This is a genomic window from Agrobacterium sp. 6Ca8 (genome assembly GCF_055382765.1).
Genome location: NZ_AP026433.1, coordinates 860705 through 887555 on the forward strand (window position 1 = coordinate 860705; position 26851 = coordinate 887555).

At 58.8% G+C, this 26851-nt stretch carries 25 protein-coding genes and 1 tRNA gene; 22 read left to right on the forward strand and 4 right to left on the reverse strand.

Annotated elements, in window-relative coordinates; translation table 11 throughout:
* The first annotated feature begins 4 nt into the window (after positions 1–4).
* The 3 genes from nusB (at position 5) to ACZ5A6_RS04310 (ending at position 4105) form a co-directional block, all read left to right on the forward strand.
* Positions 5–502, forward strand: a complete 498-nt coding sequence (gene nusB, locus ACZ5A6_RS04300) for a transcription antitermination factor NusB (RefSeq protein WP_013635887.1) — start codon at positions 5–7, stop codon at positions 500–502.
* Between the two features lie 21 nt (positions 503–523).
* Positions 524–1747, forward strand: coding sequence for an MFS transporter (locus ACZ5A6_RS04305; protein ID WP_174061474.1), 1224 nt, complete (start codon positions 524–526; stop codon positions 1745–1747).
* Between the two features lie 219 nt (positions 1748–1966).
* On the forward strand, positions 1967–4105 hold the full coding sequence (locus tag ACZ5A6_RS04310) for a sodium-translocating pyrophosphatase (protein ID WP_013635889.1): 2139 nt from the start codon (positions 1967–1969) through the stop codon (positions 4103–4105).
* Positions 4106–4179: 74 nt separating this feature from the next.
* Here ACZ5A6_RS04310 and ACZ5A6_RS04315 read toward each other — a convergent pair whose 3' ends face one another.
* The gene (locus ACZ5A6_RS04315) at positions 4180–4710 is read right to left on the reverse strand and encodes an outer membrane protein assembly factor BamE (protein WP_003512524.1); all 531 of its coding nucleotides are present in this window, start codon (positions 4708–4710) and stop codon (positions 4180–4182) included.
* Between the two features lie 270 nt (positions 4711–4980).
* Between ACZ5A6_RS04315 and ACZ5A6_RS04320 the strand changes: the two genes are divergently transcribed.
* The 16 genes from ACZ5A6_RS04320 (at position 4981) to ACZ5A6_RS04395 (ending at position 20853) form a co-directional block, all read left to right on the forward strand.
* Positions 4981–5520: a ubiquinol-cytochrome C chaperone family protein gene (locus ACZ5A6_RS04320; RefSeq protein WP_112154955.1), complete on the forward strand. Its 540-nt coding sequence runs from the start codon at positions 4981–4983 to the stop codon at positions 5518–5520.
* 8 nt (positions 5521–5528) lie between these two features.
* Complete coding sequence (locus tag ACZ5A6_RS04325; RefSeq protein WP_025593091.1) at positions 5529–6092, forward strand: YceD family protein; 564 nt, start codon at positions 5529–5531, stop codon at positions 6090–6092.
* A 99-nt stretch (positions 6093–6191) separates the two neighbouring features.
* Positions 6192–7253 carry a phosphate acyltransferase PlsX gene (plsX, locus tag ACZ5A6_RS04330; protein ID WP_003512528.1) on the forward strand — a complete coding sequence of 354 codons (1062 nt, stop codon included), beginning with the start codon at positions 6192–6194 and terminating at the stop codon, positions 7251–7253.
* Positions 7254–7257: 4 nt separating this feature from the next.
* Complete coding sequence (locus tag ACZ5A6_RS04335) at positions 7258–8229, forward strand: beta-ketoacyl-ACP synthase III (RefSeq protein WP_174061473.1); 972 nt, start codon at positions 7258–7260, stop codon at positions 8227–8229.
* Positions 8230–8472: 243 nt separating this feature from the next.
* A complete protein-coding gene (locus ACZ5A6_RS04340; protein ID WP_003512530.1) occupies positions 8473–8811 on the forward strand; it encodes an integration host factor subunit alpha in 339 nt (112 codons plus the stop codon).
* Positions 8812–9086: 275 nt separating this feature from the next.
* Entirely contained in the window at positions 9087–9620 is a 534-nt protein-coding gene (locus ACZ5A6_RS04345) for a MerR family transcriptional regulator (RefSeq protein ID WP_003512531.1), read from the forward strand.
* Positions 9621–9736: 116 nt separating this feature from the next.
* On the forward strand, positions 9737–10465 hold the full coding sequence (locus ACZ5A6_RS04350; protein WP_174061472.1) for a nuclease: 729 nt from the start codon (positions 9737–9739) through the stop codon (positions 10463–10465).
* A 141-nt stretch (positions 10466–10606) separates the two neighbouring features.
* Positions 10607–10692 (forward strand) — tRNA-Leu (locus ACZ5A6_RS04355).
* Between the two features lie 247 nt (positions 10693–10939).
* Positions 10940–13444 carry a heavy metal translocating P-type ATPase gene (locus ACZ5A6_RS04360; protein ID WP_174061625.1) on the forward strand — a complete coding sequence of 835 codons (2505 nt, stop codon included), beginning with the start codon at positions 10940–10942 and terminating at the stop codon, positions 13442–13444.
* 12 nt (positions 13445–13456) lie between these two features.
* Positions 13457–14479, forward strand: a complete 1023-nt coding sequence (locus ACZ5A6_RS04365; protein WP_174061471.1) for a 2Fe-2S iron-sulfur cluster-binding protein — start codon at positions 13457–13459, stop codon at positions 14477–14479.
* Positions 14480–14490: 11 nt separating this feature from the next.
* A complete protein-coding gene (gene cueR, locus ACZ5A6_RS04370; protein WP_013635893.1) occupies positions 14491–14979 on the forward strand; it encodes a Cu(I)-responsive transcriptional regulator in 489 nt (162 codons plus the stop codon).
* Between the two features lie 72 nt (positions 14980–15051).
* A complete protein-coding gene (locus ACZ5A6_RS04375) occupies positions 15052–15996 on the forward strand; it encodes an ABC transporter permease (protein ID WP_003512536.1) in 945 nt (314 codons plus the stop codon).
* A complete protein-coding gene (locus ACZ5A6_RS04380) occupies positions 15986–16891 on the forward strand; it encodes an ABC transporter permease (protein ID WP_065658047.1) in 906 nt (301 codons plus the stop codon). Before ACZ5A6_RS04375 ends, ACZ5A6_RS04380 begins: the two co-directional genes overlap by 11 nt.
* Before the next feature lie 141 nt (positions 16892–17032).
* Positions 17033–18097: an ABC transporter ATP-binding protein gene (locus tag ACZ5A6_RS04385; protein ID WP_003512538.1), complete on the forward strand. Its 1065-nt coding sequence runs from the start codon at positions 17033–17035 to the stop codon at positions 18095–18097.
* A 12-nt stretch (positions 18098–18109) separates the two neighbouring features.
* On the forward strand, positions 18110–19120 hold the full coding sequence (locus ACZ5A6_RS04390) for an ABC transporter ATP-binding protein (protein ID WP_065688216.1): 1011 nt from the start codon (positions 18110–18112) through the stop codon (positions 19118–19120).
* 239 nt (positions 19121–19359) lie between these two features.
* A complete protein-coding gene (locus ACZ5A6_RS04395) occupies positions 19360–20853 on the forward strand; it encodes an ABC transporter substrate-binding protein (RefSeq protein WP_038490653.1) in 1494 nt (497 codons plus the stop codon).
* A gap of 281 nt (positions 20854–21134) precedes the next feature.
* Here the strand turns inward: ACZ5A6_RS04395 and ACZ5A6_RS04400 are convergent, their stop codons facing one another.
* Entirely contained in the window at positions 21135–21389 is a 255-nt protein-coding gene (locus tag ACZ5A6_RS04400) for a heavy-metal-associated domain-containing protein (RefSeq protein WP_174061468.1), read from the reverse strand.
* A 107-nt stretch (positions 21390–21496) separates the two neighbouring features.
* Positions 21497–22954, reverse strand: a complete 1458-nt coding sequence (locus tag ACZ5A6_RS04405) for a TrkH family potassium uptake protein (protein ID WP_174061466.1) — start codon at positions 22952–22954, stop codon at positions 21497–21499.
* 79 nt (positions 22955–23033) lie between these two features.
* Here ACZ5A6_RS04405 and ilvA point away from each other — a divergent pair, with 79 nt between their 5' ends.
* The 3 genes from ilvA to ACZ5A6_RS04420 all read left to right on the forward strand — a co-directional run bounded on the left by ilvA (position 23034) and on the right by ACZ5A6_RS04420 (position 26076).
* Positions 23034–24308: a threonine ammonia-lyase gene (gene ilvA / locus ACZ5A6_RS04410; protein ID WP_029658759.1), complete on the forward strand. Its 1275-nt coding sequence runs from the start codon at positions 23034–23036 to the stop codon at positions 24306–24308.
* Positions 24309–24384: 76 nt separating this feature from the next.
* On the forward strand, positions 24385–24693 hold the full coding sequence (locus ACZ5A6_RS04415) for an HlyU family transcriptional regulator (protein ID WP_173992509.1): 309 nt from the start codon (positions 24385–24387) through the stop codon (positions 24691–24693).
* Positions 24694–24810: 117 nt separating this feature from the next.
* Complete coding sequence (locus ACZ5A6_RS04420; RefSeq protein ID WP_026330810.1) at positions 24811–26076, forward strand: GGDEF domain-containing protein; 1266 nt, start codon at positions 24811–24813, stop codon at positions 26074–26076.
* Positions 26077–26118: 42 nt separating this feature from the next.
* Here the strand turns inward: ACZ5A6_RS04420 and ACZ5A6_RS04425 are convergent, their stop codons facing one another.
* Entirely contained in the window at positions 26119–26736 is a 618-nt protein-coding gene (locus ACZ5A6_RS04425; RefSeq protein ID WP_003512545.1) for an FMN-dependent NADH-azoreductase, read from the reverse strand.
* Positions 26737–26851 lie beyond the last annotated feature (115 nt).

A 26851-nucleotide genomic window follows, 5' to 3' on the forward strand; every position in this document is an offset into this window, starting at 1 on the left:
ACGCATGTCGGATGTTGAAAATGGCGGCGAACCGCGCCAGCCTTCGGTAAAGCCCGCCAACCAGCGTGGCGCTGCGCGCCTCGCGGCCGTGCAGGCACTTTATCAGATGGATGTCGGCGGCACCGGCGTGATGGAAGTCGTGGCGGAATACGAGGCACATCGTCTCGGTCAGGAAGTCGATGGCGATACCTATCTGAAGGCCGATCCTTCCTGGTTCCGTTCCATCGTGTCCGGCGTCGTCCGCGATCAGACGAAGATCGACCCACTGGTGCGCTCCGCACTTCTGGAAGACTGGCCGCTGTCGCGTCTTGATGCCACCGTTCGCGCTATCCTGCGTGCCGGCGCTTTCGAGATTCTGGAGCGCAAGGACGTTCCGGTCGCCGTCATCGTCACGGAATATGTCGAAATCGCCCGTGCTTTCTTCGAGCATGACGAGCCGAAGCTGGTGAACGCGGTTCTGGACCGCATTGCCAAGCAGGTACGCGGCGAGGCAAAACGCTAAAATACGTTAGGTGAGGAAGATATGAGCGCCGTTTCCGTCCCCGGACTTGAAGTTCAACTGGACGAGGCGAAGCGCAACGTCTTCCTCCTGACCGCCGCACAGGCGATCATGGGCTCGGCAGCACCTATGAGCTTCTCGGTTGGCGCGCTTGCCGGTTACCAGTTGCTCGGGGCTGACAAGTCGCTGGCAACGGCGCCGCTTACCGGTTTCAACATCGGCGTGGCGCTGGGCGCCATCTGCGTTGCCGCAGCATCGCGTTTTCTCGGCCGCAAGGCGGGTTTCATGGTCGGCGCGCTGATGTGCTCCATCGGCGGCGGCATTGCTGCCGTGGCACTCTTCCGCTCCGACTTCTGGCTGTTTGCGATCGGCCTGCTGCTTATTGGCATTTCCGGCGGCTTCACGCAGAAAATCCGCTTCGCTGCTGCCGACGCATCCCCCTCTTTCTACAAGCCGAAAGCCATTTCCTGGATATTGGCGGGTGGCATCGTCTCGGCGATCATCGGGCCGCAGCTTGCCATTTTCGGCAAGGATGTCTTCGCACCGGTCACCTTCGCCGGTGCTTTCATCGCGCTGGTGCCGCTCGGCATCATCGCGATTGCCATTCTGGCATTCCTGAAATTGCCGGACCCGAAGGCCGCCTCTATCCACGCGCAGGCGGCACGGCCTTTGTCGGAAATCGTGCGCACGCACCGGTTTGTCACCGGCATGGTCTGCGGCATCGGTTCCTATGCGTTGATGACCTTCATGATGACCGGCGCGCCGCTCGCCATGGTGGTCGGCTGCGGGTTTCCCACCGAACTTGCGACGCTCGGCATCCAGTGGCACGTTCTCGCCATGTTCGGCCCAAGTTTCTTCACCGGTATGTTGATTGCGCGATTCGGTGCGGAAAAAATCGTTGCAGCCGGTCTCGTCGTGCTGATCGCCTGCGCCATCGTCGCCCATATGGGCGTCGAATTGTGGAATTTCTGGGCGGCGCTTATTCTCCTCGGTCTCGGTTGGAACTTCGGCTTCATCGGCGCTACCGCCATCATCACCTCCAGCTACCGCCCGCATGAGGCAGACAAGGTACAGGGCTTTCACGATATCGTGCTGTTCGGCACGGTAGCGCTGTCGTCCTTCTCTTCCGGCAAGGTGTTTACGGCCTGGGGCTGGTCGGTCATGAACCTCGTTATCTGGCCGGTTGCGGGCCTATGCCTCGTGCTGGTGGCGTCGCTGTTGCTGACCCCACGCAGAAACGCCGCGTAAGATCGCCTTCGATCTCTACCCCTTTCATGTTTCAGGCAAATTTGTGGGCTTGACGCCACGCCTTTCGCCAACGCAATCTTGCCGCGCAGGTCATTTTTCCTTGGGAGGGGAAGAATGGCCACGACAGGACAGGCCGCGCATTTGATCGCCCCTGTCCTTGCACATGGTTCGCCACGCCGGGGAGGGAGTGAGACCCGGCCTTTTGGGAGGTAAGTGCGCATGACCGTAATACCCATAGTGATTTTATGTGGGGTCCTGTCCGTGGTTTACGCGGCATGGACGACCAGGAGCGTTCTCGCTGCCGATCAGGGCAACGAGCGTATGCGTGAAATAGCAGGTTTTATCCGTGAAGGTGCGCAGGCTTATCTCACCCGTCAATATCTCACCATCGCCATCGTCGGATTGATCGTCGCCGTTCTCGCCTGGTATCTGCTGTCGGCTCTCGCGGCCATCGGGTTCATCATCGGCGCCGTGCTTTCGGGTGCTGCCGGTTTCATCGGCATGCATGTCTCCGTCCGTGCCAATCTGCGCACCGCACAAGCCGCATCCCACAGCCTTGCCGCCGGTCTCGACATCGCGTTCAAATCAGGCGCCATCACCGGCATGCTGGTGGCTGGCCTCGCGCTGCTTGGCGTTTCCATCTATTATTTCATCCTCACCTCGGTGCTCGGCCATGCGCCCGGATCGCGTGAGGTGATTGACGCGCTGGTGTCGCTCGGTTTCGGCGCTTCGCTTATCTCCATCTTCGCCCGTCTCGGCGGTGGCATCTTCACCAAGGGTGCAGATGTCGGCGGCGATCTCGTCGGCAAGGTCGAAGCAGGCATTCCCGAGGACGACCCCCGCAACCCGGCAACAATCGCAGATAATGTCGGCGACAATGTCGGCGATTGCGCCGGCATGGCGGCCGACCTTTTCGAGACCTATGCCGTCTCGGTGGTGGCAACCATGGTGCTTGCGGCGATCTTCTTTGCCGGAACGCCGATACTGGAAAGCGCGATGGTCTATCCGCTGGCCATTTGCGGCGCCTGCATCCTGACCTCGATTGCCGGCACCTTCTTCGTCAAGCTCGGCACCAACAACTCCATCATGGGCGCTCTCTATAAAGGGCTGATTGCCACCGGCGTCTTCTCGATTGCGGGTCTTGCCGTGGCAACTTACGCGACCGTGGGCTGGGGTACCATCGGCACGGTGGCCGGAATGGAGATTACCGGCACAAACCTCTTCCTGTGCGGGCTGGTCGGCCTTGTGGTGACGGCGCTGATCGTCGTCATCACCGAATATTATACCGGCACCAACAAACGCCCGGTCAATTCCATCGCGCAGGCATCGGTCACGGGCCACGGCACCAACGTCATCCAGGGTCTTGCAGTCTCGCTGGAATCGACGGCACTGCCGGCGCTTGTCATCGTTGGCGGCATCATCGGCACCTACCAGCTCGGTGGCCTGTTCGGCACGGGCATCGCGGTCACCGCCATGCTTGGTCTGGCGGGCATGATCGTGGCGCTCGATGCCTTCGGTCCGGTGACTGACAATGCCGGCGGCATTGCCGAAATGGCCGGTCTCGACCCGGATGTACGTAAGGCGACCGACGCGCTGGATGCCGTCGGCAACACCACCAAGGCCGTCACGAAGGGCTATGCCATCGGTTCTGCCGGTCTCGGCGCGCTGGTGCTGTTTGCCGCCTATTCCAACGACCTGTCCTATTTCGCTGCCAATGGCGATACCTATCCTTACTTCAAAGATATCGGCGAAATATCCTTCAGCCTTGCCAATCCTTACGTCGTTGCCGGTCTGCTGTTCGGCGGCCTCATTCCGTATCTCTTTGGCGGCATCGCCATGACGGCGGTGGGCAAGGCGGCAAGCTCGATCGTTGAGGAAGTTCGCCGCCAGTTCCGCGAAAAGCCTGGCATCATGGCAGGAACGGAAAAACCGGACTACGGCAAGGCGGTCGATCTTTTGACCAAGGCGGCGATCAAGGAGATGATCATTCCGTCGCTGCTGCCGGTTCTGGCGCCACTCGTCGTTTATTTCGGCGTGCTGCTTATCTCAGGTTCCAAGGCCTCTGCCTTTGCCGCACTCGGTGCATCGCTGCTTGGCGTCATTATCAACGGCCTGTTCGTGGCGATTTCCATGACCTCCGGTGGTGGTGCGTGGGATAACGCCAAGAAAAGCTTCGAGGATGGCTTCATCGACAAGGACGGCGTGCGCCACGTCAAGGGTTCGGACGCCCACAAGGCGTCGGTTACGGGCGATACGGTGGGCGATCCCTACAAGGATACCGCCGGTCCGGCCGTCAACCCGGCTATCAAGATCACCAATATCGTGGCGCTGCTGCTATTGGCGGTTCTCGCCCACTAAGGACTTGCAGCATCGACAAAGAAAAAGGCCCGGGGAGCGATCCCCGGGCCTTTGATTTTGCCGTTCTTCAACGATCAGGGGGTGTTGCCGCCCTGGCCAAGAATGCTCTTGGCGATGTTGGCGCCCGAGGTGCCGCCGGACAGCAGCTGCTGCAGGAAGGTGAGATCCTTGCCGCCTGTCGGGGTGGTACGCGAAATCGTGTCGAAGACCTTGCCGTCCTGCAGCGCGTAATTGGCCTTACGCTCGATTACGCCGTCCTTGTTGAAATAGATCGCGAGAATGTTCTGTTCGACCAACGTCGGCTTCATGAAAGCGGCGCGGCGCACACGCTTCTGCGAGATGTAATAGAAAACCTCGTTGCCGAACGTCGCCGTGGTGGAGGGCGTGCCCATGGTAAGCAGAACCTGCTCGCGGCTGGAACCTTCCGGGATCAGCTGAAGCGACTGCTCGTCCATGACGTAGCCGTTGTGGAACACATCGGTGGTGCTGGTGCAGGCGGAGAGCAGGGTGGACGCGACGACGATTGCGATGGCGGTCTTGCCCAGAATTTTGCCGTGACTTGCGGATTTCTGCTTGCTCAACTGCTTTTCCCCGACTGCGATCATGAATGGCACCTTCCGGCATTGCGTGGTGCACAGTGTCTGTGCACATGATTGTGTCAATCCGGGGACGGAAAATCCCGATCACCCCCCAAATTCAACGCTTTCACGGCCTTTGGAAACTCTTCCGGTCTCTTAGACTGTTTCAGCCGAAAGACGAACGTGACCGCGACAGCATTGCAATTCGTGGATGCTTCGGTAAACCAGCTTTGGCGATCATGCAACAAGTGCGATAGGCGGGTGAGCGAATTCACCAGCCCCGTTCGGAAAAAAACGATGATATTCGGGCTGTTCAGACAGAAAAACAACAACCGCGCCATAGTAGACCGGCAATATGCGATCTTGACGGCTGCGGCCCGCACGCCCGCTTTTTATCTTGATCTCGGCGTTCCAGACACGGTGATGGGCCGCTTCGAGATGCTGTCGATCGTCATGATTCTCTATTTCCGCCGCACCAAATCCTCCGGTGTGAGCGGGCAGGAAATCGCGCAGGAGATCGTCGACGCCTTTTTTCAGGATATCGACCATTCCATCCGTGAGCTCGGCATTGGCGACCAGGGCGTGCCGAAGCGCATGAAGAAATTTGCCGGCATGTTCTACGGGCGGCTCGAATCCTATGCGGCGGCGCTGGATGCATCCGACCCCGTTGCCCTTGCCGCAGCGCTCCGGCGCAATATATACCCCCAGACAGATGAGAAGGCACCGGAACTGGACGGGCTTGCGGGCTGGATGATGGAGGCGTCTTCCAACCTTTCCGCAGGCTCCGAAGAAACGATAGCAACCGGAAGCCTGAAGCTGCCTTTGCCTGGACTATGAGGTTTACGATGAACGCGCGACACGCCGCAAATGACGATCTGCCTTTTTCCTACCCCGTAAAGGTAGGCCATATTTCCGCCAATCCGGTGAGGATTGGTCTTGAAGCCAATGCCGAGGAACTGAAGGCGCTGGCGAAATTCTGGGATGTGGTTTCCGTCGAATATCTGAAGGCGGAACTGCAGGTTACCCGCTGGAAGAGGGATGGCGTGAAGATCAAGGGCGAGGTGCATGCGGCCGTGACCCAGGCCTGCGTCGTGACGCTGGAGCCGGTCTCCAGCAAGATCGACGAGAGCGTCGAGCATATTTTCGTGCCGGAAGGGTCGAAGCTGGCGCGGATGGTCACCAATGAGGAAGGGGAGATCGTACTCGACCCCAATGGCCCTGACATTCCCGACCAGTTCACCGGCGACAGCATTGATGTTGGCGCGACTGTTGCGGAATTCGCGGCCCTTGCGATCGATCCCTATCCGCGCAAATCGGATATCGAATTTACCGATACGACCGAAAATGAGCCTGAAGAAGAAAAGCGTCCGTCGCCTTTCGCCGTGCTGAAAGACTGGAAAAAAGACTGAATGCGCCGCCGGGCTGAAATAATTTTATTGTAACACAGGCCGGAACAGGTATTTTCGCGCAAAATCCGCTTGAGTGGCGGCAAAAAGGATAAGGGACGAGTGATCAGAATAGCGATTGACGTCATGGGTGGCGATTTCGGCCCTGATGTTGCCATACCCGGTGCCGCCAAGGCGCTTGAACGGCACAACGATGTGACTTTTCTGCTCTACGGGCAGAAAAGCAAGTGCGACCCCATTCTGGCACAATATCCCGCACTTCGGGAAAAATCGGTCTTTCACGATTGTGAAATTTCGGTCGCCATGGACGAAAAGCCAAGTCAGGCGCTTCGTCGTGGCCGCTATGTCTCCAGCATGTGGCGCGCCATCGAGGCCGTGAAGCTAGGTGAAGCGGACGTCGTCGTATCCGCCGGCAATACCGGCGCGCTGATGGCCATGGCCAAATTCTGTTTGCGCACCATGGCGCGGGTGGAACGCCCGGCCATCGCCGGCATATGGCCGACGCTGAAAGGCGAAAGCATCGTGCTCGATGTTGGCGCCACGATTGGCGCCGATTCCCAGCAATTGCTCGATTTTGCCCTGATGGGCGGCGCCATGGCGCGTGCGCTTTTCGATATCGACCGTCCGACCGTCGGTTTGCTGAATGTCGGTGTCGAGGAGGTGAAGGGTCAGGAAGAGGTCCGTGAAGCCGGACGGCTGATCCGCGAGGCCGATTTAGGCACCATCGATTACCGCGGTTTCGTCGAGGGTGACGACATTGGCAAGGGCACGGTGGATGTGGTGGTGACCGAAGGTTTCACCGGCAACATTGCGCTCAAAGCCGCCGAAGGCACGGCGCGCCAGATCACCACGCTTCTGCGTGAGGCGATCTCCCGCAGCTTCTTTGCCAAGATCGGTTATATTCTCGCGAAAAGCGCTTTCGATGTGCTGCGAGAAAAAATGGACCCGCGCAAGGTCAATGGCGGCGTGTTTCTCGGCCTGAACGGCATTGTCATCAAAAGCCATGGCGGCACGGATGCCATCGGTTTTGCCTCCGCGGTCGATGTCGGCTACGACATGGTCCATAACGGTCTTACGGCAAAAATTGAAAACGATCTGAAGATTTACCACGCAAGACGGCTTCCGCCCCCGGCGCCCGAAGCTCTCGTGGCTGACGAGGAATAAGGGAATGATCCGCTCTATCGTACGTGGTTTCGGGGCAGCGCTTCCGAAGCGTGTCATGACCAATAGTGAAATCGAAGGGGTCGTAGAGACTTCCGATGAATGGATCGTGCAGCGCACGGGCATTCGTCAGCGCTACATAGCGGGAGAAGGCGAGACCACCGCTTCGCTCGGCGAGGCTGCGGCGCGTGCGGCGCTCGACAATGCCGGCCTGACGCCCGATGACATCGACCTCATCATTCTGGCAACCTCGACACCGGACAATACATTTCCGGCAACGGCGGTAAACATCCAGAACCGTCTCGGCATGACCCACGGTTTCGCCTTCGACATGCAGGCCGTCTGCTCCGGCTTCGTCTATGCCGTGGCCACCGCCGATCTTTACATTCGCGGCGGCATGGCCAAGCGCGTGCTGGTGATCGGCGCCGAAACATTCTCGCGCATTCTCGACTGGAAGGACCGCACCACCTGTGTTCTGTTCGGTGATGGTGCAGGCGCGCTCGTAATCGAGGCATGCGAAGGCGAGGGTACTTCCAGCGATCGTGGCATCCTCACCTCGCAGCTGCGCTCCGACGGTTCGCACAAGGATAAGCTTTACGTCGATGGTGGACCTTCCACGACCGGCACGGTCGGCCATCTGCGCATGGAAGGCCGGGAAGTGTTCAAGCACGCTGTCGGAATGATCACCGACGTCATCGAACAGGCTTTCGAGGCGACAGGCACGACGGCTGATGATCTCGACTGGCTCGTTCCGCATCAGGCCAACAAGCGCATCATCGACGGATCGGCAAAAAAGCTCAATATCGATCCGGAAAAAGTCGTCATCACCGTCGATAAGCACGGCAATACCTCGGCCGCATCCATTCCGCTGGCGCTTGCCGTTGCGGCCAGTGACGGACGCATCAAGAAAGGCGATCTGGTCATGCTGGAAGCCATGGGCGGCGGTTTCACCTGGGGCGCAGTGCTGCTGCGCTGGTAACGGCAAATTTTAGCGTTTACCGGGGCGCTGGCACAAAATCGGTTGTGATTTTTGCGGCAGTACCCCGTTCAAACGCGCTGAAGCGACCCCCGCGTGCGGCAAAACCGCGTCAGTCGCTCTAAGCCATTGCACTGATTGCCGAAAGCCTCAAATGAATCTGGAACAATCCCTTGACCGGTCGCCACAAGGGAAATAATCTCGGCGGCTCCTAGAGAAAAATTCAGACACGGTTTGTGGGGAAAAATGGCCGGGAAGACAGTGACACGCGCAGATCTTGCAGAATCTGTGTTTCGTAAAGTCGGGCTGTCCCGCACCGAATCCGCCGAACTGGTCGAAACGATCATCGACGAGATTTGTAATGCGATCACGCGCGGCGAGGTCGTCAAGCTCTCGTCCTTCGCGACATTTCAGATCAGGGAAAAGAACGAGCGTATCGGCCGCAACCCGAAAACGGGTGAGGAAGTTCCGATTTCGCCACGCCGCGTCATGACCTTCAAGGCGTCAAACGTGCTGAAACAGCGAATCCTGAAGGCGCATACGGCTCGCAAGACCAAGCAAAAGGGTCAGAAAGCCGGGGCGTAAGCCGGCTGTAACGCGGGTTTTTTGCCGCATGGCAAGCCTTTATCCCCATTCTTCTTGTGAACATGCTTGAATTTCGACGTGCAAGCCGTTGAAATCTGGTCGACTCACATCATAATCAATTTTAGATAAATGGTATCTTGCCGCCACGGGCATCGGTGCGAGGATCGGGTTCGATTTTTCGCAATACATGATGCACGGTATCGGCTGGTGAAAAGCGTTCTTGTTCAGTGTCCGGCTGGGTGCATGGCGCTCAAGGTCCGGATGGGAGTGGAAGTTTGGACAAAAGCCCCGACGCGTTTCGGACGATCAGTGAAGTGGCGGATGAGCTGAACCTGCCGCAGCACGTGCTGCGTTTCTGGGAAACGCGCTTTCCGCAGATCAAGCCGATGAAACGGGGTGGGGGCCGCCGTTATTACCGCCCTGATGATATCGATCTCCTCAAGGGCATTCGTCATCTTCTTTATGACCACGGCTACACCATCAAAGGCGTGCAGAAACTTCTGAAAACCAACGGAAACCGTTTCGTGGCGGCAATCGCGTCAGGCGATCTTGCTACCATGGAAGCCATCATGGCAGCGAGCGGCGAAAAGGAAGTTGCCGAACCGCGCGTGCTGGATCCAGACGGAGACGAGGTCGTCGGCCGCCCGAAAGCCAAGCCGAGCGGCCGATTTTTCGGCTTCGGTGGCGGTAACAGCGATACCGAGATATCGGTTGGCAAATCTGGCATCGGCAAGGATGACCAAGCGCTGTTGCAGGAGGCGCTGTTCGATCTTCTCGAATGCAAGCGGCTGCTTGATCAGGTTCGCTGATCGTTTATCCACAACTCTATTCGAGCATTTTCAGGAAAAGCGAAGGCGCTCTGGAATGCCAACCTTTCAGAAACTCTCTTGACCGATAATGCGGCTCCGTAAAAAGGAGTCTGATCGTGAGCAATCGAAAACCGACAACGCGACGCCGTACGGCGAAGAAATCGGCCGGCGGCAGCGTTTGGCCCTGGGTGCTGATGCTGGGCGTCGTGGCCGGCGGCATTCAGGCTTACGAACATCGCGACAGTCTTATGCCGCAGCGGCATGTCGCGAAGGCAACATCCACCACGACAAATTCCCCCAAGATCGCCGTAGCCGCCAAACGCGAGACGGCCGCACCGGAGAAGGTGGCGGCCATCCGCCCCGCATTGCCGGTTTCACCGATCAATGGTCCGGTGCCGCCGCGCTCGATTGCCATGCCGCCTGCGGCACAGCAGAGCCAGGTTGCCGCTATCCTGCCGGAAACACGCCCTTCGGTCGAAAAAGTCTCGCTGGGAGAAAAAAGCGGCGCCTTCGCCTTTTGTGGTCGCTCAGGTCTCACCAATTGCGTGGCCGATGGCAATACCTTCTGGATGAAGGGCGTGAAAATGCAGCTCGCCGGCATCGAGGTCCCGCAGATCGACCGGGCGCGATGCATGGAAGAGCGTCAGCGCGGTTTCATTGCCAAGGTGCGGTTGCGGGATATGTTGAATGCCGGCGCATTCGATGTGGCGTCGTCGGCAACAGCCGGCGGGCAAGCCATGGAACGCAAACGGATTTCACGTTCGGGCGTATCCTTTGCCGATCAACTCGTGCGGGAAGGCCTGGCTCATCCGGTCTCGGCAAAAAATCAGTCCTGGTGTGGCTAAGGCCCGGTTGACCGAAACGGTGCGGCCTGTGTAGATGTGGCGCTGTCGGTGCTTGGGGTCAGGGTCTCGTTCGATCCTGCGCCTGAGGAATGACAAGGCAATTTTGTAGCGCCGGGGCCTGTTGGCACGCGGCGCGACAATGCGGACGTGGCGAAATCGGTAGACGCAGCAGACTTAAAATCTGCCGACCATTGGTCTTGCGGGTTCAAGTCCCGCCGTCCGCACCATTTCCATCTCCAATTAAAAGATTTCTCTGCCGTTTTCCTGCGACATGCGGGCATTCAGGATGGATTCTGCGCCGGGATAGTCGATATCCGGGCAATCGATTGCATCATGATGCATGAGTCAGCCTAAAAAATGGGCTTGTTCACGCTCGCGGCATTTCTCCGTGAAAATCATCCAAAAGAGCCTATTGACCTTGCCACGATGGGAAGCCCTATCTTTTTTTTGTAAAGAGAAAAAGAGGTCATGCGCATGTCACAAATCCAGATACAGGCGAACCATTCGATAGCCATCGAGGGAATGACATGTGCCTCCTGCGTCGGTCGTGTCGAGAAGGCTATTGCCAAGGTGCCGGGGGTCGTCAAGGCTTCGGTCAATCTTGCGACGGAGCGCGCCGATATTGCTTTTTCAGGAGCGCCCAACGTTTCGGCCGTTGTCGATGCCGTGCGAAATGCAGGCTATAGCGTCGACGAGAAAACCATCGAACTCGATATCGAAGGCATGACTTGCGCGTCCTGCGTCGGCCGTGTCGAAAAGGCGCTGAAGGCCGTTTCCGGTGTCTCCGACGCGAGTGTCAATCTCGCAACGGAGCGCGCCACCGTGCGTGTCGCCGGCAATGCCGTCTCTGCCGCCAGGCTGGCCGAAGCAATCAGCCAAGCCGGTTACAAGGCAAACGAGATCGTCGCCGACAAGGCCAAGGGTGACGAGCCGGACCGGCGCGAAGCCGAATTGCGCGGTTTGAAAATCAGCCTGGCCACCGCTGTTGCCCTGACGCTGCCGGTCTTCATTCTGGAGATGGGCTCGCATCTGGTGCCCGCCATCCATGATTTCGTGATGGAAACCGTCGGCATGCGGGAAAGCTGGTATCTGCAATTCGCGCTGACCACGCTTGTCCTCTTCGGGCCGGGCCTGCGGTTCTTCAAAAAAGGCATCCCCGCACTTCTGCGGCTGGCGCCGGATATGAATTCGCTGGTGGTGCTGGGCACTTCCGCCGCCTGGGGGTTCTCGGTCGTCGCCACTTTCGTGCCCGAGATCCTGCCGAGAGGCACGGCCAATGTCTATTATGAGGCCGCAGCGGTGATCGTCACGCTTATCCTGCTCGGCCGTTTCCTCGAGGCGCGCGCCAAGGGCCGCACCAGCGAGGCGATAAAGCGGCTCGTCGGCCTGCAGGCCAAGTCGGCCCGTGTGATGCGCAATGGTGAAACCATCGATGTGCCACTTCAGGATGTTGCGACTGGCGATGTCATCGTCGTCCGTCCCGGCGAGAAAGTGCCAGTCGATGGTCTGGTGCTTGATGGTTCTTCCTATGTCGACGAATCGATGATCACAGGCGAACCGGTGCCGGTGACCAAGACGGCTGGGTCCGAAGTCGTGGGCGGTACGGTCAACAGAAACGGCTCCTTCACGTTCCGCGCCACGAAGGTCGGTGCCGACACGCTGATCGCGCAGATCATCCGCATGGTCGAGGAAGCGCAGGCCGACAAACTGCCGATACAGGCGCTGGTGGACAAGGTGACCAACTGGTTCGTGCCTGCAGTCATGCTCGCTGCACTCGTCACCTTCATCGTCTGGTTCATTCTCGGACCGGACCCGGCCTTGACCTTTGCGCTGGTTAACGCCGTCGCTGTCCTCATCATCGCTTGCCCCTGCGCCATGGGCCTTGCCACCCCGACCTCGATCATGGTCGGAACCGGCCGTGCAGCCGAAATGGGCGTGCTGTTCCGGCGCGGCGATGCTCTCCAGACTTTGCGTGATGCCGATGTCATCGCCGTCGACAAGACCGGCACGCTGACGCTCGGCAAGCCGACACTGGTGCATTTCACCACGACCGAAGGCTTCGATCAGGATGAGGTGTTGCGCCTTGTCGCCTCGCTTGAAAGCCGTTCCGAACATCCCATAGCCGAAGCGATCGTCGAGGCGGCAAAACATGGTGGCCTGACGCTTGCCGACGCGGCCGGCTTTGAGGCGACCCCCGGTTTCGGCGTTGCGGCAACGGTTGACGGCCGCAAGGTCGAGGCGGGCGCCGACCGCTTCATGGTGAAGCTCGGTTACGACATTGCGAAGTTCGCCGACGATGCCGACCGGCTGGGCAGAGAAGGGCAGTCGCCGCTTTATGCCGCTGTCGATGGCCGGCTGGCCGCCATTATCGCGGTTGCCGATCCGATCAAGCCGACGACCCCGGAGGCGATAGCAGCGCTGCATGCGCTTGGTCTCAAGGTCACGATGATAACAGGCGATAACCGCCGCACGGCCGAAGCCATTGCCCGCCGTCTTGGTATCGACGAAGTGGTGGCGGAAGTACTGCCTGACGGCAAGGTCGAGGCCGTTAAAAGACTTGCGGCCGATGGCCGGCGGGTGGCCTTCGTCGGTGATGGCATCAACGATGCGCCGGCCCTTGCGGCGGCCGATGTCGGTCTCGCAATCGGCACGGGTACGGATGTCGCCATAGAAAGCGCCGATGTGGTGTTGATGTCTGGCGATTTGCGCGGTGTCGCGAATGCCATTGCGTTGTCCAAGGCGACGATCCGCAACATCCGCCAGAACCTGTTCTGGGCCTTTGCCTATAATGCCGCACTCGTTCCCGTGGCGGCCGGAATATTGTATCCTGCCAACGGTGTTCTGCTGTCGCCTGTTCTTGCTGCCGGAGCCATGGCGCTTTCCAGCGTGTTTGTCTTGACCAACGCGCTGCGTCTCAAAAGCTTCCGCCCGCCGCTGCTGGACAGATCGTCCGGCATGCAACTCGCAGCGGCAGAATAGGGGGCGGATGTGATGACGCCTGGAAACACAGTCTATTTGCCACGTATCGGACGTAGCATTGTGGCAGCGCAGGGCGAGACCGTCCTTCAGGCCGCCCTTGCCGCCGGAATTTCCTATCCGCACGGGTGTCGCATGGGCCGGTGCGGGGCGTGCAAATCGCGCCTCGTCTCAGGCGAGATCGACCTTCTCAAGCATACGCCCTTTTCGTTGACAGAAGAGGAAAAGGCGGAAGGACTGACACTCGCGTGCCGCGCCGTGCCGTTGAGCGACGTGACGATTGGCTGGCTCGACGGCGAGGATGAATTTGCCGATATTCCGGCCGGCCGCTTTGATGGCGTCATCGCGGAAGCGGTGGATGCGACGCATGATATCAAGCTCATCCGCATCAGGCTCGACGATCGCGAACTGTTTACCTTCAAGGCCGGCCAATATGTGCGCCTGCTTTATCCGGACTGTTCGCCGCGTGACTATTCCATTGCCAGCCGCATCGATGAGGACCTGATCGAATTCCATATCCGGCATGTCCCCGGCGGCGTCACGAGTGGCCATATTTTCGCGAACGCCAAGGCGGGTGACCCTGTCGTGCTGGTCGGTCCCTTCGGGTCTTCGTATCTGCGGGAAAAGCATTGCGGACCGATCCTCGGCATTGCCGGCGGTTCGGGGCTGGCGCCGGTGAAGGCGGTTGTAGAGGCAGCGCTTGCCACTGATCGGACCACGGGCCGGCAACGCCCGATCCATGTCTATTTCGGCGCCCGCGCCGAGCGTGACCTCTATATGGTCGACCGTTTCGAAGAACTTGCCGTAAGCCACGGCAATCTGAGCTTTGTTCCGGTTCTCTCGAATGAAGACCATGCGCAGATGCGGCGCGGTTATGTCGGTTCCGCCGTGGCGGACGACTTCGACGATCTCGATGGCTGGAAAGCCTATCTGGCCGGACCGCCGGCGATGATCGAGGCAACGGTGCCGCAGCTCCTGGCAAGGGGCATCCGCACCGCCGACATTCATGCAGACGTGTTTTTCACCCCGGAAAGATAGGAGCAGGATCGATGAACATTGGTACAGCCGCCACCGCATCCGGTGTTTCCGCAAAGATGATCCGCCACTACGAGACGATCGGGCTGATCAAATCCGCAAACCGCACGGAATCCGGTTATCGGGTCTATACGACCAACGATCTGGAGACGCTGCGTTTCATCCGCCGCGGCCGCGACCTCGGTTTCTCGATCGAAAAGATCAGGCAGCTTATGACCCTGTGGCGCGATCCCGGCGGTGCATCCTGCGACGTCAAGCGCATCGTCATGGAACATGTCGTAGATCTCGAGGCAAAGATGCATGCTCTTCGGGAGATGGCCGACACGCTGCGAAATATCGCGACCTATTGCCCTGACAATGGTGAACCGGATTGCCCGATCATTCAGGATCTTGCCCAGTCTGAAGATCCCGATTTTACGCCGGTGGCGATCCTGCCCAAGCGTTCCGGCATGCTGAAGGGCACGTCCGGTGTGGTGACGGATTTGCCGCGCCTCATGAAATAAACCGCATTTCCCCGACGGGGACCGATCATCAATTGCAGTGCAATGGCCATTTGCGGCGAAGGAGAACAGGCAATGTGGATACAGATAATACAACGCTTCCTTATTCTGTGCCTTATGCTGATGATCGTCTCCGTCATCGCGTTTCTTTTGCCCTACATGGCCGGTGGCGATCCAGCCCGCACCATTCTGTTTTCGCGCATGCGCGATACGGCGCTCGATCCGCATGCAGTCGAGGCCCTTCGGTTAAGCCTCGGGCTCGACCGGCCGCTTTACGTCCAATATTTCGCATGGCTGTCGGGAGCGCTGCGCGGTGATCTGGGCTTTTCCTTCACCAGCAGCCAGCCCGTGGCGGGTGAGCTTTTGCGCTCTCTCGGCGTGTCCGTGACATTGGCACTGACCGCGCTGGCGATTGCGGTCGCCGTCGCCCTGCCGCTCGGCACGTTGGCGGCGATGCGTCCGGGTGGCCGGCTGGACAATTTCGCAACGCTGATGATCCAGACCTTCGTTGCCACGCCGGAATACTGGTTTGCGCCGATGTCGGCGCTCGTCTTTGCGCTTTATCTCGGCTGGTTGCCGTCTGCGGGCTGGGATAGCTGGCGCTCGCTGGTGCTTCCCGCTTTGACGTTGACGCTGCGCCCACTGGCCTATTTCACGCAGGTGACGCGCGCCGCCATGGCTGAGGTTCTGCGCGCGCCTTACATCACGGCGGCCCGCAGCCGCGGTCTCGGCATGCATGGCACGGTCATGCGCCACGGCATTCGCAACGGTTCGCTTCCGATCGTCACCTTCTTTGCCCTGTGGCTTGCGGGCCTGCTTGGCGGATCGGTGGTCGTGGAGGTGATATTCGCCATCCCCGGAATGGGCCGGCTTCTTTACGACGCCGTGGTCAATCGGGACATCCCCATGCTGCAGGGCGGTTTCATCTGCATCGTCGCCCTTTCCATCCTGATCAATACCCTGGCCGATGGCCTCTATGTCCTGATCAATCCAGCAATGCGAGGTCAACATGACCATTAGTCACTTCCCGAGCGCGCCGGTAGCCGCCATGCCAATGACCTTGCCCAAGCGCCCGTCGACACTTTTCCGGTTCACGGATTTCATCCGCCGGCGGCACTGGACGTTCTACGCGGGTTCGGCGATTTTTCTCGTCATCATCCTGCTGCTCGTCATCGCGCCGTGGATTTCGCCCTATAATCCCGCGCAGCAAAGCCTTCGCCTGCGGTTGAATGCGCCAAGCGCCGCCTACTGGCTGGGCACTGACCATCTCGGGCGTGATGTCTTGAGCCGGCTGCTTATCGGCGGACGCTTCACGGTCACGATTGCCGCCATCACCGTCATTCTGTCGGTCGCCATCGGAACCTTCATCGGCATCATCAGCGGTCGCAGCCGCGGCGTTCTCGATGAAGTCCTGATGCGGGTGGTGGATCTGCTCATCGCCATCCCTGACGTGGTGATCGCCATTTTCCTCGTCGCCATCTTCGGCCCGGGATATGGAACATTGATCGCGTCGCTGACGATCGTCGGTTGGACACCTTTTGCGCGACTGGCACGCGGGCTGACGCTTTCGATCAATTCCCGAGAATATATGCGCGCCGCCGAAGTGCTTGGATGCACACGCCGCTTCATTATTTTCCGGCATGTCATTCCCAACACGATCTGGCCCATCGCAGCAGTTGCCTTCCTGCGCTTCGGCCACAAGCTGATCACGGTGGGCGGACTGTCGTTTCTCGGCCTCGGCGTGCAGCCGCCTGCCGCAGACTGGGCGCTGATGCTGGCCGATGCGCAGGCCTATGCGGAACGTATGCCCATTCTCGTGATCGCACCGGGTCTGGCGATTTTCCTGTCGGCGTTGAGCGTGACATGGATCGGCCACGGCCTGAACATGGATACCAGGAAACCGAACGGCCATTGACGCCTGCGGTTAGAGCAATGACCGGCGCCCGCGCCGATCAAACATACACAGGGCACGATAGCCCTAAGGAGAGTATTATCGTCTGAAGCCGCTTGAAAATACGCCCATGCCTCCGATGCAATAATAATAAGGGGAACTCTTATGAATATCGAAGGACACACGCATGCCAATACGGCCATCGCCCCGGAACGGACACCGCTTCTGGAAATCGAGGATCTGCACGTTTCGGTGCCGTCTGCAAATGGCCGCAAGTTTGTTATCTCCGGTCTGACGCTCTCCGTCGATGCCGGAGAGGTCGTTGCACTGGTCGGCGAATCCGGATCCGGCAAGAGCATGACGGCTCTGTCGCTGATGCGGCTGTTGCCGCACGGCGCGGAAATCAACTCCGGCCGCATTTCCTTTGCCGGCCGCGACATTCTCGCTCTCTCGCCCTCCGAGCTTGATGCGTTGCGCGGCGCCGATATCGGAATGCTTTTTCAGCAACCGCAGGCCATGCTCGATCCGACCAGCCGGGTGAGGACGCAGGTCGCAGAGCCACTGTGGGTCCATCGCAAGATGAGCCGGCATGCGGCACTGGGCCGGGTTGTCGGCATGCTGTCGGATGTCGGAATTCCCGATCCGTCGGCGCGGGCGCAATGCTTCGCACATGAACTCTCCGGCGGCATGGCGCAGCGCGTCATGATTGCTGCGGCACTCTCCGGCAATCCGCAACTGCTGATCGCCGATGAACCGACGACGGCACTCGATGTCACCGTCCAGGCACAAATATTGCGCCTGCTCGACGATGAGCGTCGGAAGCGGCGGCTTGCAACGCTGCTCATCACCCATGACCTCTCGGTCGTTGCCGCTTTCGCGGACCGGATTGCGGTGATGTATGCTGGGCGCATCGTCGAGGAGGGGCCAACGCAGGCAATCCTCAAGGCGCCGCAACATCCCTATACCAAGGCGCTCATCAGCTGCTCGCTTCTGACGACCGACAGCGAGGGGCAGCTGCTGACGATCCCCGGCTCCAGCTCGCAGGCCCATGACATGTCCTGCGGTTGCCGTTTCCATCCCCGCTGCGCGCTTGCCCAGTCGGCCGGCATGGGCGGCCGTTGCATGGCAACGGAGCCGGATCTGAATGCCTTGCCGGAAGGTCGCAAGGCGCGGTGCTGGGCGGTCGACGACGACCATGCCGGCAGCCATGCCAGTCACACAGTCTGCTGAAGGAGGGTTGCGATGCTATCGACAGTCAAAACACCGAACCAGCCTCAGGCGGCTGGCAAGATCAAGCCCTATGTGGTCGCAAACAACCTGTGCAAATATTATCCGATATCGGGTTTCGGCAATCGCGTGGTCAAATCCGTGGACGATGTTTCCCTCACGATCGGCGAGGGTGAGGTTCTTGGTCTCGTTGGCGAATCCGGCTGCGGCAAAAGCACTGTCGCCGGGCTGATAACGCGGTTGACCAACGCGACGAAAGGCGAGGTCAGCATCGGAGACCACGATATTCTGCACATGCAGGGCGAGACGCTGCGGCGCATGCGCCGTGTGGTGCAACTGGTGTTCCAGGATCCCTATTCCGCGCTCGACCCGCGCATGCGCATAGGGCAAAGCATGGAAGCGCCGCTTGCCCAGCACGGCATCGGCACGCGCGAAGAACGCATCGCGCGCGTGTTCAAGATGCTGGAGGAGGTCGGCCTTGATGCCTCCTATTATGACCGTTATCCGAGCCAGTGCTCCGGCGGGCAGTTGCAACGCGTGGTTATAGGCCGCGCGCTTCTTCTCAATCCAAGCTTCCTTGTGTGCGACGAACCGACATCGGCGCTCGACGCCTCCATGCGCACGCAGATCCTGAACCTCCTGATGGACATGAAGCGTCGTCATGGTTTGACGGTGCTGATGATTTCCCATGACCTGCGCGTGGTGCGTTATCTCTGCGACCGTATCGCGGTGATGTATCTCGGGCGGATCGTTGAAATCGCCGACCGGGATGAGCTTTTCCGGGCGCCTAAGCATCCCTATACGAAGGCTCTTATTGCCTCGTCGATGCTTGATGAAACCGGATTATATGCGCCGGAAATGCTTCTGGATGGTGATCTGCCAAGCCCGCTCAATCCTCCAAGTGGCTGCAAGTTTCACACCCGCTGCAAATATGCGACGCAGATTTGCAGCGAACAGGAACCGGTTCTGGAAGACGTTGCCGGGGAGCATTTCGCTCGTTGCCATCACTGGCGCGAATGGGGCTGAGGAGCAGCGCAGTTACAGTCTTCTGGTTCTGTAAAAACAGATGAATTGTGCGTTTGTGAATTAATATCGGAATTAAATTCCGAGTATAAAAACATAAAATGAATGATATTCAAGCGGATGCTCGTGTAGCGTCCGAAGGATATTCTTATGTCTTTCGAGGTCTATTTTATGAAGATCTTAAATCTCGTGAGACGACTGACTTTTGAGCGTTGTCATCAAAAATAAAAGGGGAATATTCAATGATAAAGCACGTACTTTTGGCGACAAGCGCCATTGTGGTTTCGTTTTCAGTTCAAACGGCCAAGGCCGATACGATTACCTATGACGACAATTTCGGTGTCAAGACCGGCTGGCAAATGGCGTCGGACGACGCCTATCTCGGCTCACGCGCGGGTTGTTTCGAAAGCTTCGTGCGGGTCGGCTACGACATGAAACTGGAGGCCAGTCTTGCCGAAAGCTGGAAGCAGACGGACCCTAAGGTCTGGGAATTCAAGCTGCGCAAGGGTGTGAAGTTCCAGAATGGCGAGCCGCTCAATGCCGCAACCGCAGTCAATGCGCTGACCAATCTTCTGAAGGCGCCGGTTCCAGCCCGCGCCTTCTCGCCGAAGTTGATTGCTTCAGTCGAAGCGAGCGGCGACGACAGCGTGAAGATAACCACCATCGAACCATCGGTGATGCTGCCGGCGCAAATGGCGAGCCCTGCCACGTCAATCCTTGCCCCCGCCGCCTATAAGGACGGGAAAGTCGATCCGGTCGGGACCTGCACCGGGCCTTTCAAGATCACGGAGGTTGACCCCAGCCAGTATATGCTTCTTTCCGCCAACCACGATTATTGGGGCGGCATGCCGAAGCTTTCCGGAGGCCGCGTCAACTTCGTTCCCGATGCCGACACCCGCGCCACCCAGGTCCGAACCGGCGAAGCGCAGATTTCGCGCCTCGTGCCACCGTGGACGGTCAAGACCATCGAATCCACCGACGGCGTCAAGGTCGCGCCAATTCCTTCGCCGCGCATTACGGAACTCCTGCTGAACAACGCGAAGGCGCCTTTCAATAATGTGAAAGTGCGTCAGGCGATCCAGGCGGCCATCGACACCACCGGTATCGCCGACAGCATTTATGAAGGCGCGGTAAAGGGTGCTACCCTGCCTTTCGCAGCGGGAGAGCCATGGGCTGCGAAGGAAGTCGAGCCCGCCTATAATGTCGAGAAAGCAAAGGCTCTGCTGAAAGAGGCAGGCGTAGCGCCAGGCAGTCTGAAGATCGCGCTCCTCGCCTATACGGCAAAAACGGAACTGAAGGATGTCGCGGCCATTATCCAGGCCCAGTTGCAGGAAATCGGCATCAAGGTTGATGTTCGCGTCGCCGATTACAGTGCAATCGAGCCAGATCTGCTGTCCGGTAATTTCGACATGGCGCTCCTGTCCCGCGGTTATGCCACCGATGTTGCCGAACCGGCCGGCTTCCTAAATGCCGACTATACCTGCGGCGGCAGCTACAATATCTCGCATTATTGCAACGAAGACACCGACAAGCTGATCAAATCGGCCTATGCGACGGCCGAACCTGCCAAGCGGTATGCAATTTACGGCGAGGCGGCAAAGAAGCTGTATGAGGAGGCCGTCACCGTCTTCCTGATCCATGAGACCGTATTCGACGCCTATTCGGAGAAGCTTGCAAACTACAAGCCCCATCCCATCAACTACTTCGTCATGACCAAGGATCTGGCAACGAAGTAAGGCGTGCGACATTGCCGATGAAGCCCAGCCCGGCTCGCAAGAGCCGGGTTTTTCGTGTGCACAGAGACGATTGATGCCGGCGTTTGACGAATACGGGTTTGAAATCCGGAAAACCTCCGCTGTCATCCCTGGGAAGGGAGAGGGCATATGCAGCCTGGGGGAGGTAAGAAGGGGCGGACGTTGGTATCGTCCAGCGGCTGTCACGCAAGCTCGGCGTGAAGCGGGGGCAGGCAGGTCGATCCGGCGGCAGGGATGAAGGCCGCCGCCGGCATCTCGTCAAATCAGGCGCGCGCTTCCGGCGTATAGCCTGCAGCGGTGATGATTTCAGCAATACGTGCCGCGTCGGAGACGCCGCCAACCACAACCGTGCGGCTTGCCGGATCAGCATGAACGGCGGCACCGGGAACGGTCTTTTCGATAGCGCCCTTGATCACACCGGCGCAGTGACCGCAGGTCATGTCTTCAACGTGGAAAGAAAGGTCGGCATCAACAGGTGCGGCAGCGGTTTCGGGGTGATTCTGGTGGGCGGTGCACATAGGCGGTTCTCCTTGGGTTGGAACTTGTAACAGCAGGAGCCTGGACTATTCCAACGTGGGAAGGTCAAGCGCTTTATTAAGGCAGCCAAAATAAGCGCACCGGCATTTTAGTTGCGCCAGAAAATCGGCATCAGCAGCACGAGAACGGTGAGGATTTCCAGACGTCCAAGCAACATCAGGACAGACAGGAGATAGAGCGCCGGATCGCTGATCGTGGAGAAATTGCCGACAGGCCCGATGATCGGGCCGATGCCGGGCCCGACATTGGCAAGTGCGGTCGCAACGCCCGAGGTCGCAGTCAGGAAATCGTAACCCATCAGGCTCATGGTAAGGCTGCCGGCGATCCAGAGCGCGATGAAACAGCTGACGAAAAGGAAGATCGTCCGGATCGTGTCGGGATCGACCACCTGCTGGCCGTAACGGACCGAATAAACCGCGTTCGGATAGATCAACTTTTTGAGGCCCGCCCGAACGACATTGAACATGATCAGGAAACGATAGGCCTTGATACCACCCGCCGTCGAGCCGGAGCAGCCGCCCATGAAGGTTGCGAAAAAGGCCACGACGACAACGAACGGACCCCACAGGGTGTAGTCGTCGCTCGCAAAGCCACCGGTCGAGAGGATTGATGTCATGTTGAAGAAGGAATGGCTGAGCGCAGTATCCAGCGGCACGCCGTTTCTAAGGTGGTGATAAACGCCGACTGCGATGGAAATCGCGCAGAGATAGCCAAGGAAGACCGCTATCTGCGGGTCGCGCAGCGTCTCCAGCCTGCGGCGCACCGCAAGCAGGATCATCACCGAGAAGGGCAGGCTGCCGAAGATCAGGAAGATGGTGGCAATCCAAAGCAGCGCCGTGTTGTTGAAATAGGCAAACGAGGCGTCGTGGGTGGAAAAACCGCCGGTCGCAACCGTCGACATGGCATGGTTGAGGGCATCGAAATGCGACATGCCAGCAAAATCGAAAGCCACCGTGCAGGCGATAGTCATGATGATGTAGATCGCCACGAAAGCGCGGGTGAAGCTTGCCAGCCGCGCGAAGGGCCGGTCATTGCCGGTGTCGGATGATTCCATGCGGAAGAAGGTCATGCCGCCAACGCGCAAGAGCGGCAGGATGAAGAGGCCAAGCGCGACAATACCGATGCCGCCGAGCCAACAGAGCAACGACCTCCACAGAAGAATGCCCTGCGGCGCATTATCGAGGCCGGATATGGCGGTCGATCCCGTCGTCGTGATGGCCGATACCGATTCGAAAAGGGCCTGACCGGGCGTCAGGTCAAGCTCGGACAGATAGAGCGGAACCGCTCCGACAATGGAAAATACAAGCCAGAGCACGTTGACGAGCAGGAAGCCGAAACGTTTGTTGAAGGACGCGATCGGTGCGCGCGTGGCCAGCGCACAGGCAAGTGCAAAGCCGCCGCACATGAAGCCTGAAAGCGCAAACACCGTCCAGTCGTCATTGCCGTAATAAAGGTCCGTCAGCGCGGGCAGGAACATGGCCGTCGCGAGATAGAGCCCGAAGATGGACGCCACATATATGACCGAGCGCAGAAGATTGCTGTTCAAGAAATGAAACCCAGGGTTCGTGGCAGCGTGAAATGAGTCTTTGTCTCTGACGCCTTCCTATGGCATAGCGGGTGCCATTATGAATTTCAATGGATTGACAATCGTGGACAAGCAGCTTGTGGAGGCAGCGCGGCGGGAAGTGCGGGAGATATTCCCGGAAACGCCGTTGCAGTTGAATGAACATCTCAGCCGTCGGTATGGCGCGTCGATTTGGCTGAAGCGTGAGGATCTGTCTCCGGTTCGTTCCTACAAGATTAGAGGCGCATTCAACTTTCTCCGCAAGGCTGTTGCGAAGGCTGGCAAGGACAAGGTTTTCGTCTGTGCTTCGGCCGGCAACCATGCGCAGGGCTTTGCTTTCGCCTGCCGCCATTTCGGCGTTCACGGTGTTGTTTTCATGCCGGTGACCACGCCGCAGCAGAAGATCGACAAGACCCGTATCTTCGGTGGTGAATTCATCAGCATCCGTCTGGTGGGCGATATTTTCGACCAATGTTACGCCGCCGCGCGCAAATACGTCGAAGACAATGACGCCTACATGGTGCCGCCCTTCGACCATCAGGATATCATCGAAGGCCAGGCGACGGTTGCTGCCGAAATCATGGACCAGCTTCCCGAAGGCACCAAACCGGATATGGTTGTCATGCCGGTTGGCGGCGGCGGGCTTTCGGCAGGCCTTACCGGCTTTCTGGCGGGCACCGTTGAAAAGGGCAACTTCGTGTTCTGCGAGCCGGAAGGCGCGCCGAGCCTGAAAAGGAGTCTCGAGCGCGGCGAAGCGGTAACGCTCCCCAAGGTCGACAATTTCGTCGACGGCGCCGCCGTTGCCCGCATCGGCGATCTCAACTTCCAGGCGCTGAAGGATTTTCCGGCCGAGCAGGTTTTGCTCATCCCCGAAAACGCCATCTGCGTGACCATCATCGAGATGCTGAACCTCGAAGGCGTGGTGCTGGAGCCAGCGGGTGCGCTGTCCATTGCCGCGCTGGAGAAGCTCGGCCGCGAGAAACTGGAAGGCAAGACGGTTATCGTCGTCGTCTCCGGCGGCAATTTCGATTTCGAGCGCCTGCCTGACGTCAAGGAACGCGCCATGCGTTACACCGGCGTGAAGAAATACTTCATTCTGCGCCTGCCGCAGCGCCCCGGCGCGCTGCGCGATTTCCTCAATCTGCTTGGCCCGGACGACGATATCGCCCGTTTCGAGTATCTGAAGAAATCGGCCCGCAATTTCGGTTCGATCCTGATCGGCATCGAAACCAACGCGCAGGAAAACTTTGCAGGGCTTCTGGAGCGTTTCGAGGCTGCGGGCCTCGGCTATGAGGATATTACCGAAAACGAGATCCTGTCGAACCTGATCATCTGATCGGGATAAGAGCGACGGGGAAGGGCGGAGCATATCCGCCCTTCGAAATGCGAGACAGATTAAGGGAGTGAAAGCCATGGCATCGTTTTTTTCCAAAATCCTTTCGGCCTTCGGCTCCGGCCAGTCCGCGGATGCGCCGCAGAAGGCAGCGCAGTCGGAACCGCATGTGCATGGAGACTATCTGATCTATGCAACGCCGCTGAAGGAAGGCGGCCAGTTCCGTTTGGCGGGCCGCATCGAGAAAAAGGACGGCGAGGAAACGCTCGTGCATGAATTCGTGCGCGCCGATGTCTTCACCAGCATGGACGATGCGGTTGAGTTCACCATCCGCAAGGCAAAGCTGATCATCGACCAGAACGGTGCATCGCTTTTCCCAGAAAAATGATGGCGGTTTCTTCTGCTGGACATTAAGATTCCGTTGGTTGCTTCGGCCTATCGTCTTCAGAGGGCATGAAGTCGCGCCGATGAACCGGCGTGATGTGGATCGATAGGGCGTATGCCGATGCAATGGGCAAATCTGGCCCTCTTCGTGGCGGAAGCCATCGTCTATTTTTCGGTAATGACGGCATTCCTTCATTACCGGCATATTCTCGGCATCGGTGTTTTTCTCACCGCGCTGGGCGTCATGCATTTCCTGGAAACCTACCTGGCGGCGGTCTTTTACGTCGAGCTGCCATTTGGCGTAGTATCACCCGGCTCCTCGATCCTTTTTGCCGGCAAACTGATGATGATCCTCATGCTCTATATGCGCGAGGATGCGGCAGTCGTCCGCCAGCCGATCTACGGCCTGTTTCTCGGCAATATACTCACCATCATCATGGTGCAGATCATCCGCTTCCATCCGACGGTGGCAATTGTCCCCGGACAGTCGGTAGATACCGGATTTCTGGATGAGATGGGCGTGCTGATGGTCTGGGGAACCAGCCTGCTTTATATCGACGCCATCGCCATCATCCTGTTTTACGAAAAGCTGGGACGCTATTTGCAGCGCCATATTGTCCTGCGCTTCGCAATCTGTGGCGTGGTGATTTTGAGTCTGGATCAGGCAGGCTTTTACGCGGCGTTGCGATATATGCTGAACGCGCCGGTCGATGTCTTTTACGATGGCTGGAAAGCGAAGATGGTGGCGGTTGCCATCTATGCTCTGCTCTTTGCCATTTATCTGAAGCTGACGGCGGCGAAAGGCCGCTTCCTGACGCGCCGCAGCGTTGCCGATGTCTTCAACGACCTCACCTTCAGGGAACGCTACGAGGAGCTTTTGTCCCGTTCCGGCCGCGACATGCTGACCGGTGTGTCTGACCGCGCCCGCATGGAACTCGATGCGCCGTCCGTCGTCGTGGAATGTCTGGAAAAGAAACGTCCCGTCAGCGTGCTGATCGTCGATATCGATCACTTCAAGACCGTCAACGATACCTTTGGGCATTTGCAGGGCGATGAGATGTTGCGGGAATTCGCCGCCGTTCTGAAACGCATCGTGCAACCGCACGGCCATCTCTACCGGTTCGGCGGCGAGGAGTTCGTGGCCCTGTTGCCGACGATGACCCATGAGGGGGCACTTGCCTTTTCAGCAGGTCTGCGGACGGCGATATTGAAGGATCTGCAACGGCCAGACGGTTCGCCGCTGACTGTCAGCATCGGCGTCGCCACGGCTTTCGAGGACGGGCAGCTTTTCCGCGCGCTGCTATCGGAAGCAGATGCGCGGCTCTATGCGGCAAAAAATAACGGCCGCGATCAGGTGCACGGCCGTTACGGAGTGTGGGTCGGCTGATACCGGCAATCGAGCCGGCATCACCACGTGTCAAATGGCGCCTCAGGCGGCCTGCGCCAGTTCGGCAACCTTTGCTTCGGCTGCCGCAACGGCTTTCTCAACGGCTTCCGGGCCAAATGCCAGACCTTCGACATAGATCACTTCCACATCCGTCATGCCCATGAAGCCAAGAACGGTCTTGAGGTAGGGAACGGCGTGGTTCATCGACACAGCCGGGCCTTCGGAATAAACGCCGGCGGCGGCCAGCACGATGTAGACCTTCTTGCCGGTGGCAAGACCAACCGGGCCGGTTTCTGTGTACTTGAAGGTCTGGCCAGCGCGGGCGACGTTGTCGATCCACGACTTCAGGCCGGAATAGATATTGAAGTTGATGAGCCCGGTGCCGATGACGACAGTGTCGGCGGCCATAAGCTCTGCAACCAGCTTGTCGGAATAATCGGCTGCAACCGCTTCTTCAGCCGTGCGCTGGTCTGGAGCCTTGCGGATCGCAGCGGTCTTGACGGTGTCGAGATGCGGAATGGGGTCGGCAGCGAGATCGCGGTGGACAAGGGTATTGGAAGCCGACTTGGCCTTCAGCTTGTTTGCGAGTTCGCCGGAAAACTTGTTGGAAACCGATTCGTCGCCACGCGGGCTGGAGGTGATGAGCAGAATGTTGGACATGGTCTTTCCTTGCATAAGCGATGAATTGACGGGCGCCTTGGGAGGGCGGGAGAGCACGATGCCCTTCCTTTGCCCCCTATATGACCAATTGATGCTATCAAGAAAACTGTGATAA